Origin of the sequence: Kistimonas scapharcae (assembly GCF_039540975.1) — a bacterium.
Classification (GTDB): Bacteria; Pseudomonadota; Gammaproteobacteria; order Pseudomonadales; family Endozoicomonadaceae; genus Kistimonas; species Kistimonas scapharcae.
The window spans coordinates 71,403-83,829 of the sequence record NZ_BAABFL010000481.1; the positions used below are offsets into that span (position 1 = coordinate 71,403).

Annotated in this window: 9 protein-coding genes; 5 read left to right on the top strand and 4 right to left on the bottom strand. The window is 55.6% G+C overall.

Translation table 11 applies throughout. The features are described 5' to 3' along the window. Positions 1-7: 7 nt before the first annotated feature. The 4 genes from sctO to ABD892_RS26845 form a co-directional block, all read right to left on the bottom strand. Positions 8-469 carry a type III secretion system stalk subunit SctO gene (gene sctO / locus ABD892_RS26830; RefSeq protein WP_345199485.1) on the bottom strand — a complete coding sequence of 154 codons (462 nt, stop codon included), beginning with the start codon at positions 467-469 and terminating at the stop codon, positions 8-10. Then, positions 469-1,803 carry a type III secretion system ATPase SctN gene (gene sctN / locus ABD892_RS26835; protein ID WP_345199487.1) on the bottom strand — a complete coding sequence of 445 codons (1,335 nt, stop codon included), beginning with the start codon at positions 1,801-1,803 and terminating at the stop codon, positions 469-471. The genes sctO and sctN overlap by 1 nt, the downstream gene beginning before the upstream one ends. Positions 1,804-1,961: 158 nt before the next feature. Further along, positions 1,962-2,471: a type III secretion system chaperone gene (locus ABD892_RS26840; RefSeq protein ID WP_345199489.1), complete on the bottom strand. Its 510-nt coding sequence runs from the start codon at positions 2,469-2,471 to the stop codon at positions 1,962-1,964. Between the two features lie 210 nt (positions 2,472-2,681). Then, complete coding sequence (locus ABD892_RS26845) at positions 2,682-3,971, bottom strand: acetyl-CoA C-acetyltransferase (RefSeq protein ID WP_345199491.1); 1,290 nt, start codon at positions 3,969-3,971, stop codon at positions 2,682-2,684. A 195-nt stretch (positions 3,972-4,166) separates the two neighbouring features. Here ABD892_RS26845 and ABD892_RS26850 point away from each other — a divergent pair, with 195 nt between their 5' ends. The 5 genes from ABD892_RS26850 to ABD892_RS26870 all read left to right on the top strand — a co-directional run bounded on the left by ABD892_RS26850 (position 4,167) and on the right by ABD892_RS26870 (position 12,192). Then, positions 4,167-5,588 carry a 3-oxoacyl-ACP reductase gene (locus tag ABD892_RS26850; protein WP_345199493.1) on the top strand — a complete coding sequence of 474 codons (1,422 nt, stop codon included), beginning with the start codon at positions 4,167-4,169 and terminating at the stop codon, positions 5,586-5,588. Positions 5,589-5,729: 141 nt separating this feature from the next. Beyond that, positions 5,730-7,097 (top strand): L,D-transpeptidase family protein, encoded by a 1,368-nt coding sequence (locus ABD892_RS26855; RefSeq protein ID WP_345199495.1) that lies wholly within the window; start codon positions 5,730-5,732, stop codon positions 7,095-7,097. Between the two features lie 68 nt (positions 7,098-7,165). Further along, positions 7,166-9,325: a type I secretion system permease/ATPase gene (locus tag ABD892_RS26860; protein ID WP_345199498.1), complete on the top strand. Its 2,160-nt coding sequence runs from the start codon at positions 7,166-7,168 to the stop codon at positions 9,323-9,325. Beyond that, the gene (locus tag ABD892_RS26865) at positions 9,279-10,736 is read left to right on the top strand and encodes an HlyD family type I secretion periplasmic adaptor subunit (protein WP_345199500.1); all 1,458 of its coding nucleotides are present in this window, start codon (positions 9,279-9,281) and stop codon (positions 10,734-10,736) included. The genes ABD892_RS26860 and ABD892_RS26865 overlap by 47 nt, the downstream gene beginning before the upstream one ends. Before the next feature lie 139 nt (positions 10,737-10,875). Beyond that, a complete protein-coding gene (locus ABD892_RS26870) occupies positions 10,876-12,192 on the top strand; it encodes a TolC family outer membrane protein (RefSeq protein WP_345199502.1) in 1,317 nt (438 codons plus the stop codon). The last annotated feature ends 235 nt before the right edge of the window (positions 12,193-12,427 follow it).

Sequence of the window (12,427 nt, forward strand, 5' to 3'; positions counted from 1 at the left end):
AACGCCATTAATACCGGTTCCTGGGGTTGAACTCTTCGAGTTCCTGTTCTTCCTGGTAGGCCTTCTTTTTGGCCTTTTCCTCGTCCAGAACCTGGGTGAACTCTTCGAACTTCTTCACCGCCTGCATGGCTACTTTCAGTGCCGCCTCGGCCTGCTGGAGCTCTTCACGGACTTCTTCAACGCGGGATTCGGCCTTCCTGATGGCTTCCTCGAGTACGAGGTCATGTTCCCGCATCCTGGCAATGCGTTGTTTCAGGAAGTCCAGGTCGTGCTGGTGAACCTGGGCATTAATGATGTTATCGTAGAGATTGCGTTCTTCTTGACCACGCCAGTCTATATAAGTCGCCAGCTCTTCCTTTTTCTGATCCACTTCGATTACCGCCTGCTCAAGGCGATAACGCACTTTCCTGACCTCATCCTGGGCGGATTTTTCCCGGATGCGCTTGATCTTGAGCAGGTCGTGCAGCATCAGCGGACCAGTTGCATCATGTGTTGCAGGGTGGTTTCGTATTCGGTGAATTCATCGGTACGTTGCCTGAGGAACTGGCGAATGTAATCAATCTTGGCGAGCGCTTCATCCGCGACCTGATCGGTGCCCTGCCGGTATTCGCCGACTTTGACCAGCAGCTCGATTTCTTCATATTTGGCCATTAATTCCCGGATTCGTCCGGCTGCCTGTTGCTGTTCTTCCGGGACAATATTGTTCATGACCCGGCTGGCACTGGCCAGTACATCGATCGCAGGGTAATGGTTGGCGGCCGCCAGCTTTCTGGACAGGATAATATGGCCGTCGAGAATCGAGCGGGTTTCATCGGCCACTGGTTCGGTCATGTCATCCCCTTCCACCAGAACGGTGTATAGCGCGGTGATCGAGCCCTTGTCCGACATGCCGGCCCGTTCCATCAGACGGGGCAGGGTCGCGAACACCGAGGGTGGAAAGCCTCGCCGGGTAGGTGGTTCACCGGCGGACAACCCGATTTCACGCTGTGCCCGGGCAAAACGGGTGACGGAATCCATTAGCAACAGTACTTTCTTGCCCTGGTCACGGAAATATTCGGCAACGGCCGTCGCCGTATAGGCAGCCTTGGCCCGCTCCATGGAGGACTTGTCGGATGTTGCGACAACGGTGACGGACTTTTTGACACCTTCCGGCCCCAGGTCATGTTCCAGGAATTCCCGGAGTTCCCGTCCCCGTTCACCGATCAGTGCCAGAACGGTTACGTCAACCTCTGCTCCCTTGACCAGCATGGACAGCAAGGTCGATTTACCACCACCGGCGGCTGCAAAAATACCCATCCGCTGGCCTTCGCCACAGGTCAACATCCCGTCCAGTACCCGAATGCCAAGGGGAAGGGGGTGATCAATCAGCTTCCGCGTTAATGGGTCAGGTGCATCCGCATAAACCGGATACCAGGCTTCCGGTTTCGTCTTGTCTTTGGGGTCTTTGTGGATCGGATTGCCCATACCATCCAACACCTGGCCCAGAAGATGCGGACCTACAGCCACATGGTGAACCCGACCGGTGGGAATGACTTCAGTATTGGATGAGATGCCCAGCATTTCACCGAGAGGTGTGAGTACGGCGTCGTATCCCTGAAAACCGACCACCTCGGCGTAACCGACTTCCTCTTCACCGGGCGTTACCAGCTCACACAGTTCACCGATCTTGGCGCCGGCAACGGCGGCCTTGATGATCATGCCCTGGACTTCCGTGACCCGGCCACGGATATCCACCAGCCGACTGCCGTCGACGGCGGTCTGCAGGGCTTCTGTCAGGTACTCGAGTGCGTCATTGTTGCTCACAAGACAGTTCCTTCTGTCTGATCAGCGGATCATTAGCAAAGTATATGTTTCCACTGTCGATGATGTCCGGGCCGATCGTTAAAACGTGCTGACAACCGTCAAAATAAAAGCGCCGGCAGTGCGGCGCTTTGGGTGTGGGAACCGACATCTGCCAGAAATCAGACCATGATGCCCATATCCCCGCCGGGTTGACCGGGTGGTGGCTTGGGCACGTCGTTATTGGTTGGTCCGGTTTTACCTGACAAGTCAATCGGGGTATCACTCTCGTTGTCCACTTCTGCGATACACCATTCCAGCGTATTCACGAATTTCTCCAGATTGGATTCAAAGGAACCGTAATCAATGGAACCCGGCATGGACTTGATTAGCAAGATTTCGGTCTTGTCGTGGTTGAGTGCGAGGAACGCGCCCTGCATGCTGTGATGCTGCAGGTTAACAAACAGCAGCTTCTCAAACAGCTTGGCTTTATCGACGCCGTGGGGATCGAGACGCTTGACGGAGGAGACAAACACCATGGCCTCGTCATCCTCAAGGTACTCGATGTTGACGATCATGGTATCGTCGAAGCAGAGACCGCAGGCGCCGTGTTCATTGAGTTTCAGTTCGCCCAGCCCAATCCCTTCGGCAAAGCGTTGCAGGTTTTCTTCGACATTCTGCCGGTGTGACATGGTGGTGAATCCTCCCTGGATCTAAAAATGTTGACAGGTTCTGGAGATTACAGGGTTAGACTCATATTCCCCCTGTAAAGTTCCGGCTATATCAGTCACTTATAGCCGAAACCCCACACCAGATGACCGTCAGTCGCATGGATGCGTTCTGAAAACCTGCCATCAGATATACACCTAAGTATATACAAGCTCAGGACAGGGAAAGCGCAATTACCGTTCCAGAATGGCAGTGACGCCCAATCCACCGGCGGCACAGATGGAAATCAGGCCCCGGCCTCCCCCGTTCTCTGCCAGCGTCTTGGCCAGTGTCGCGATGATTCGGGCACCGGTTGCCGCAAAAGGATGGCCGGTGGCCAGAGAGCTGCCTTTGACATTGAGCTTATTCTTGTCAATGGCGCCCAGTGGGGCGGAAAGTCCCAGTTTTTCCTGGCAGAATATCGGGTCTTCCCACGCCCTGAGAGTAGAGAGTACCTGGGCGGCAAAAGCCTCGTGAATCTCATAGAAATCAAAATCCTGCAATGTCAGCCCGGCCTTTTGCAGCATTCTGGGAACGGCATAGGTGGGGGCCATTAACAGGCCTTCCCTGTCATTATCCGTCTTGCCAAAGAAGTCGACGGCAGCGGATTCGCAGTGTGTGAGATAAGCCTGAACCGGCAAATTGCGTTCAGCCGCCCAGGCTTCACTGGCCAGCAGGACACAGGACGCACCATCGGTCAGGTTCGAGCTGTTGGCGGCAGTCAGGGTGCCTCCGTCACGGTCAAAGACCGGCTTAAGGCTGGCCAGCTTCTCCAGTGACGTTTCAGGGCGCAGGGTGTTATCCCGCTCCAATCCCTGGAAAGGGGACACCAGGTCGTCAAAGAATCCGGAAAGATAAGCCTTGTTCAGATTCTGGTGGCTGTTGAAGGCCATCTGGTCCTGTTCATCCCGGGCAATCTCCCAGTGCTTTGCGGTGATTTCGGCATGTTCCCCCATGGATTTGCCGGTGCGGGGTTCGCCATTGACCGGAATGAGGGGAATCAGGTGACGAGGACGAATCTGGGCGACCAGCTTCAGGCGCTCCCCCAGAGAGCGGGCCCGGTTTAACGCCAACAGAATATGGCGCAGCTCTTCATTGACGCCGATGGGGGCATCGGATGTGGTGTCCGAGCCGCCGGCGATGCCGGCATCTATCTGCCCCAGGGCAATCTTATTGGCGACCAGGATGGCGGCTTCCAGGCCAGTGGCGCAGGCCTGCTGGATATCGTAGCAGGGGGTTTCCGGGCTCAGTGCGGTGTTCAGTACGGCTTCCCGGGTGAGGTTGAAATCCCGGGAATGCTTGATGACGGCACCGGCCACCACGTCGCCCAGCCGTTCATTTTCCAGCTGGTAGCGGTTGACCAGGCCGTTGAGTGCCGCGGTCAGCATATCCTGGTTGCTGGCGTTGGCGTAGGCCCCGTTCGAACGGGCGAAGGGGATACGGTTGCCTCCGATGATGGCGACGCGTGTGAGGGTCTGGTTCATGATGTCCCCGCGATGCAGCTGTTATTGTGTGTGAGGGCAGTCTAAACGTCATGCCCTGCTTCTCATTGGCCTGTCAGCCCCGTATTCTTCTGTGACCAGTCAATTCCCTGGCGTGAAGGCTTTGCTGAAATAGCAGGTCGCCAGAGGGTGTCTACCCGCAGACAATGATGTCGCCGATAACAAAAGAGGCTCGCCATGCCCGATAAATACCAGAAATTTGCCAATTCCTCCCTGGGTAAGAGCCTGTGCAGTGCGCTTGGTTTGCCGACGCCGGTACCGCTGGAACGGCAGGGTAAGGCATCGGATACCGTCATCCAGGGTAAGGTGCTGCTGGGTGCTGCCGACAAGGCTGAACTGCTGCCGGCCCTGGCCAAAACCCTGTGTAACAGTGGGGTCGATCTATGCCGAATGGCGACGTCAGAGACGGCAGGCCCGATAGCGGATGCAGTAACGGCCGTCGGTGGGCAATCAGAAGCTTTCGATTTGCAGGGCGAAACAGGGACTCGCTTTAAAGGGCTGGTTTTCGATGCCAGCGGGATTGCCTCAACCGGAGAGCTACGCGCGCTGCATGCCTTTTTCAGCCCTGTGGTTAGACAGGTGACATCCTGCGGCAGAATCGTAGTGCTGGGGCGTCCGGTGGCTGCTGCGGAATCACCTTCCCAGGCTGCCGCCATGCGGGCGCTGGAAGGATTTGTCCGCAGTCTGGCCAAGGAAGTCGGGCGTAAGGGGATAACAGTACAACTGATTTATGTGGAAAAGGGCGCTGAAGCACTGCTGGCCTCGCCACTGCGATTCTGCCTCTCGTCCCGTTCCGCCTATGTATCCGCCCAGGTGATTACGGTTGGCAGTGCTCAAGAGAACGAGGTGCTTGACTGGCAAAAGCCCCTGTCAGGCAAAGTGGCGCTGGTGACTGGTGCTTCCCGGGGCATCGGTGAGGCCATTGCCGAGATACTGGCACGGGATGGCGCAACAGTCGTGTGTCTGGATATTCCGGCTGCTGCCCAGACGCTGGAGGTGGTTGCCGCATCAATCAAGGGTAAGACGCTGGCCGTTGATATCACGGATGACAAAGCGGCGGACACTATCGCCGATGCCCTGGCGGAGATTGGCGGCGGTGTGGACATTGTGGTGCACAACGCAGGGATCACCCGTGACAAGACCCTGGCCCGGATGAAGCCGGAATGGTGGGACATGGTCATGGATATCAACCTCTGTTCCGAAGAGCGTATTAATGATGCCTTGCTGGTGCGGGATCTGTTGCGCCCCGGCGGGAGGATTGTCTGTGTATCCTCCATGAGTGGTATTGCCGGGAATTTTGGTCAGACCAATTATGCGGCTTCCAAGGCGGGTGTCATCGGTTACGTGCAGGCCATGGCCAGGCCACTGGCTGAAAAACAGATCACCATTAATGCCGTTGCGCCGGGCTTTATTGAAACCCAGATGACAGCGGCCATCCCGCTGTTGACCCGCGAGGCCGGGCGTCGCATGAACTCGCTGTCACAGGGCGGGTTGCCTGAGGATGTGGCTGAGACCATTGCTTTCTTTGCCAGCCCCGCCTCAGCGGGTGTGAATGGCAATGTAATCCGGGTCTGCGGGCAATCCCTGCTGGGTGCCTGACCGTGGCAAAAGGCTGTCGGGACTTATCAGAAATCCCGACAGCCAGCCGTTTTTATATTCGTAATTGATCCAGAACTCCTCACGCAAGCCGCCGATACATGCCTGTATACCTGATGTTTGTCTGGAGGTATGGACAGAGTCATGCACCGGTGGTTTGCAGTCGTGCTGTTGTTGACAGTCACCCCTCACCTTCCTGCGGAAGAGCGTCGCCTGCTGGACTGGCTTGCCAGCCTGCCCAGCCATGGCCTGTCTGTATCTGATCAGGACTGGCTGATTCTGTCGACCTCTCCTTCCCCGGCACAATTACAGGCCATTACCACGAAATATGCCCGTTACCTGGATACCGGTCAGGTTGACCGCCACCTTTATCAGCCGGGATGGCAGATTCCGGACGTACCTGTATTGTCACCTGAACAGCAACGCATAGAGATCAACCAGCTTTATCTGACCCAGTCCGCGATTCCCCAGTACGAAACTCTCAGGGAGGCGATGGCCCGTTTACAATACTGGTTGAAGGACGCGCGGCGACTGTTTCCTGATGACCTGGTGATTTATAAGGGAGACCAGCATATTGCCATCCCGCTGCTCAATGCCTGGCTGCGTGATTTGGATCTAGCCCATGACCTGCCGGATGATCATTACAGTGAATCCCATCTTGAGGCCCTGACCAAGGTTCAGGAGCGTTATAACCTGGGGCCGGACGGGCGCCTTGGGCCAATGACGCGTCAGGCACTCGTCGCGATTACCCATGATCGCATTCGTACCCTCAAAGTGAATCTTGAGCGATTGCGCTGGTTGCCAAGGGCGTTGCCGGAGCAGCATGTCTGGGTGGATATCGCCGGTTATGAGGTCATATGGATGAATGATGGCCGTGAAGCCGGGCGTTACCGGGCGATTAGCGGCATGCCCAATCGCCAGACACCCATTTTTCAGGGAGACATTGAAAATGTGATCGTGAATCCTGTCTGGAAGGTGCCCCATTCCCTGGCGGCATATGACCTGTTACGCAAAGAGAAAAAAACACCCGGGTTTTTGAAGCAGGAAGGGTTCAGGGTTTATGAAAGCTGGGATGACAGCGCGCCGGAAGTGCCCATTGACCGGATCGATTTCAAGCACCAGGTAGAGAGAGAATTTCGCTACCGGCTGGAACAGCAGCCTGGACCCAAAAACCGGCTGGGCCGTTACAAGATCAACCTGCCCAACAAGCTGGGTATTTATCTCCATGATACCCACAAGCCGGAACTGTTCGATGAGGATGACCGTTCACTCAGCTCGGGTTGTACCCGTGTTGAGGGTATCGCGCAACTGGTCAGTCAGATGGTGACTCCCCAGGGCATGCAGGCCGAATGGCGCGTGCTGGCAGGCTCCAGCGATACCGAAAAACTGGTATTGAAACAGAAGATACCGGTTTTCTTTGTCTATTTTACCGCCTGGCCTGATGAAAACGGCAGGGTGCGGTTCAGGGACGATATTTATCAGCTGGATAACGCCCTTGAAAGTCGGTTCTAACGTATTGGCCATGTCCGGCCGATACCCCTCGTATTCGCTTCATACATGAATTACAAAGGCTGTACTGCATGGATGCTTTTGACTCGCCTGATAAGGCATCAGAGACGACGCTGCCAGCTACGTCCCTGCTGACCTGCATGGTTGCCATGACCAAAATGCTGGGCAAGCCGCTCAGTGCCGAATCCCTGACCGCAGGACTGCCGATCAAGGAACACAGCCTGACCCCCGGCCTGTTTATCCGTGCTGCTGAACGGGCCGGTTTCTCCTCACGGATGCTGGATCGTAAGCCGGATGAGTTGAGCAGCCTGATTTGTCCTGCCGTGTTCCTGTTCAGCGAAGACTCCGGCTGTATCCTCACAGACGTCAACAAGGCGAACAAGGAAGCCACTATAACCCTGCTCCATGTTGATGAACCTGAAACCCGGGTCGTGTCGTTTGAAGAGCTGGAAGCGGCCGGCAATGGCTCTATCCTGTTGATCAAACGGCGGCTGGAGCATGACAGCCGTACGCCGGAAGTCCTGAAGCAGAAACAGTCCCACTGGTTTTGGGGAACGATTCTCCGGTCGGTACCGATTTACCGGGATGTGCTGGTGGCCTCATTCGTGATCAATATGCTGGCGCTGGTCAGTCCGTTCTTTGTCATGAATGTCTATGACCGGGTTGTGCCCAATAACGCGATAGAAACCCTGTGGATGCTGTCTATCGGGGGACTGATTGCCTTCACCTTCGACTTTATCCTGAAGTGGCTCCGTTCCTACTGTATTGATGTGGCGGGCAAAAAATCCGACATCCTGCTCTCGGCCAGTATCATGGAGCATGTGCTGGGACTGGAGATAGCGGCCAAGCCGGCATCCGTGGGCAGTTTTGCCAAGAGCATGCAGGAGTTTGAAAGTATCCGGGAGTTCATCACCTCATCCACGACCACCACCCTGATTGATATCCCGTTTACGGTCTTGTTGTTGCTGGCCATCGCCATGGTCGGCGGCCCCATCGCCCTGGTGCCGATAGTGGGGATCATTGCCATCCTGACCTACAGTTTCCTGATCCAGAAACCGCTGAAAGAATCCATTGAAAAGACCTATCGCGCCTCAGCACAGAAAAATGCCAGCCTGATCGAGAACCTCACGGCGCTGGAATCGCTGCGCCTCTATGGGGCGGAATCCCAGATGCAGCATACCTGGGAAAGCTCGGTCGGCCATATCTCCCGCTGGAGTATGAAAGGGAAGCAGCTGAGTAACTCTGCCAGCCTGTTTGCCGGGTTTGTCCAGAGCAGTGCCACCATTCTGATTGTTCTGGTCGGGGTTTACCTGATCAGTGCCGGCGAGGCGAGCATGGGCGCGCTGATCGCCACGGTCATGTTGTCCGGTCGCGCCATGGGGCCGATGGTTCAGGTCGCCAGCCTCTCGACCCGTTACAACCAGGCCAAGGCTGCCCTGGAAGGCTTGCAGAAGGTCATGGATATGCCTAAGGAGCGTAATCCGGAGAAAGCCTATCTGCACCTGGATCATTGCCGGGGTGAACTTGAGATCAATAACCTCTCGTTCACCTATGCCGAGCAACCGGTACCGGCGATCAGGGATCTCACGATCAAGATTGAAGGGGGCGAAAAAGTGGGGCTGATAGGCCGGGTGGGTTCCGGGAAATCGACCCTCGCCAAGTTATTGCCAGGCCTGTACAAACCCTCAGAAGGGTTAATCCGGCTGGATGGTATTGATATCAACCAGGTGGATCCGGCTGAGCGTCAGCGCCTGATTGGCTGTGTGCCGCAGGACATGAACCTGTTCTTCGGAACGGTCAAGCACAACATTACCCTGGGTGCGGAAGATGTCGATATGGGGCGGGTTGCTGAAGTCGCCAAAATTGCCTGTGTCACGGATTTTGTGAACCTGCATCCCGAAGGTATGGATATGCCGGTGGCTGAGCGTGGCGCTAACCTGTCAGGTGGGCAGCGCCAGGCCGTGATTCTGGCCCGGTCCCTGCTGCTGGATCCACCGATCCTGATCCTGGATGAGCCGACCAGCGCCATGGATCAGGTGACGGAAGCCAAGGTCATTGCCAACATCAAGGAACACTGCAAGGACAAGACGATTATTCTCATCACTCACCGTACATCACTGCTGGGGCTGGTGGATAAGCTGGCCGTGCTGGATCACGGTGCGTTAGTTGCGTATGGAGCCAAGGATGGCGTTATCGAAGCAATTAAGAACGGTAAAATACCGTTTCATTAAAACGCGGCGGCAGTTCTGGAGCAGTCCGGTTGGTCGTGCGCTTCGCCCTTATTTTCCCCGTTTCCGGAAGAAGGGAGCGGAGCAACGGTATTGGCTGCGCACACCGCCGGAATTGCAGTTCATGTCCGAGTCCAGTGCGGCCATGCTACTCAATACGGCGTATCTCACGCGGTTGCTGATTCTTGGGCTGGCTGCCTTCCTGTTATCTGCGACCATCTGGGCCGCCTTGACCGAACTGGATGAAATCACCCGGGGGCAGGGTAAGGTGATTCCGTCTTCCCGATTGCAGGTGGTACAGAACCTGGAAGGCGGCATTGTTGAAGATATCTTTGTCGGCGAGGGGGACGAAGTCAAACTCCACCAGCCGTTGATGGAGCTGGATGATACCCAGTTTGCCTCCAATTTCCGTGAAAAAGAGCTGGACTATTTCAGCAACCTGGCCCGGGCGTCGCGCCTGAAGGCGGAGCTGGAGCACCATGAAACGCTGGTATTCCCCGGCGAACTGGAAGACTACGAAAATTACCGAACCCGGGAGCAGCAGTTATTCCAGAACCGTCGCAGTGCCCACGAGGCGGAGCTGAGTGTGATCCGCCAGCAGCAGCGCCAGGCGGTGCAGGAACTGACAACCATCCGGGCACAGTTGAAGATTCTTGAGAAGAATTACCTGCTGTCCAAGCAGGAGTTTGAGATGACGGAGCCGCTGACCGAAAAAGGCATTGTCTCGAAGGTCCAGTTGCTGAGGCTGGAGCAGGAGGTCAATGACCTGGCGTCCCAGAAAGAAAATGCCGAACTGTCGATCCCGAGACTGGAAGCGGCGCGGGACGAAATCCAGGACCGGATCGCCGAAGTCGAGCTGAAATACCGTTCAGAAACCCTCGAATCTCTGAAGGAAGTTGAAGTGGTGCTGGATCAGCTGGAAGAGGCGAGAAAATCCCTCGGAGACCGGGTGTCACGGACCATCATTCGTTCACCGGTCAATGGCATTATCCAGAAATTGCATATCAATACGCGCGGTGGTGTTGTGGACCCCGGCATGGATCTGGTGGATATCATCCCGATCGGGGATTCCCTGGAAGTGGAAATGATGGTCAGCCCCCGGGATATCGCGTTTATCCGGGTTGGACTCAAGGCGGTGGTCAAACTGACGGCCTATGACTTCACGATTTACGGCGGACTGGACGGTGAAGTCGTCCATATCAGTGCCGATACCATACAGAATGAGAAGGGTGAAGCCTTTTATATCGTCAAAATCAAAACCCATGAGTCGCATCTTGGGGGTATCGACAAGCCGTTGCCGATCATGTCCGGCATGCAGGCGGAAGTGGATATCATCACGGGGCAGAAAAGTCTGCTGGCTTATCTGATGAAGCCGATTCTCAGGGCCAAGAGCCGGGCCTTTACGGAACGTTAAAAAGGCGGATAAAGAGAATTTGAACACTGGCAGTCAGACACTGCCATGACAGCGAGGATACGCTGTTATCACATTGACCTTGTGAATGGATGTGTAGAAGTCATTGCATGGGTTAAGGAAAGCAAGCAGGGATGCTGTGATGACACGATACACAAGACTACTTCAGGTTGCGTCGTTTCTGTTGCTATGCACGGGTAGCCATGTTGCTCTTGCTGATGAATCGATCACGCTGAAAGGGTTGATCGGGGAAATCCTGGACGGCCATCCGGATGTCATGGCCGCCTACAACCGCATGCAGGCTGAAAAGGCCGGTTACAAGCAGGCCAGGGCCGGTAAATTGCCTACGCTGGACCTGTCAAGCGGATGGGGTAAGCAGCGACGTAACAGTTCGACGACCCGGTCCAGTGGCAATGAAGATACCCACATGACCCGCCAGGAGCTGTCACTCAGTTTGCGTCAGCCCCTGTTTGAAGGGGAGGCTATCGACAACCGCATTGAGCAATCCAGCCATCTTTATCAGGCCCGACGCCAGGAATGGCTGAATGCGGCGCAGGATACCGCGTTGTCGATTGCCGAAGTGTATTTCACGTTGCTGGAAAAGCGTCGGCAGCTGGAACTGGCTGAAGAAAACTATGGCATTCATGAAAAAACCCATGACCAGATCCGGCAGCGGGTTGAACAGGGACTGGCCAGCAAAGCCGACCTCTCTCAGATGGAAGGCCGGACGGCCCGTGCCGCCGCGAACCTGATGGTCGCTCGCAATAATCTGGATGATGCCGTCAGCCAGTTTTTATCGGTGACCGACCGGTTGCCCGGTAAACTCTTACCCCCTCAGATGGACAAAGCGCTACCGTATCGCACCCTGGGGGCCGCGAGGCAACTGCTTATCATGCATCCCCAGATGCAGGTGGCCAACCTGGAGGTTGAGGCCACAGAGAATGCCTACCAGGTCAGCCTGGCGAGTTACTATCCGTCGTTGAACCTGGAAGTGGACCGGAGCTGGAGTCATGACACTGACGGGGTCAAGGCCAGTGATGATAATTTCCAGGCAATACTCAGGATACGTTACAACCTCTTCCGCGGCGGTGCAGACAAGGCCGCGGTCAGTGAATCGGCCTACCGGATGGCGGAGCGGGAGGAGATCCGTGAAAAGGTACGGCGTCAGCTCAATGAAGTGCTGGAGTTGTCCTGGTCATCCTACCGCTACCTCGAAAAGCAGATGCCCTTCCTGGAGACCCATGTCAAGGCCAGCCGGAAGACTCAGTCAGCCTATGAGGAGCAGTTTTCCCTTGGACAGCGTGGTCTGCTTGATCTGCTCGACAGCGCCAATGAATTGTTTCAGGCCCAACAGGCCTACACCTCAGCCCATTATGAACTCTTATACGCACGGTTGGAGTTACTGAGTGCAACCGGCGACCTGCTTCCATGGCTTAATATCCCGCTTAAGGATGAGTGAGCCAGCCAGTCCATACTCACTTTGGAACAGAGAGAATTTTTATCAGAAATGGCGATAACGGCCTGTGATAAATAGGCGTTTCGTTATTCTCACTTTGATGTGTCATTGGTAATTACAATCCTGTCTAAAAACGGCCTGCCTGATTGTGTTGTCTCGCATTTTGCCCCTTAACCAGCGTTTATCATTAGGTAAATAGGCCACTTGTTTGTGGAAGGAAGGGCTTTGACCGTTTAGC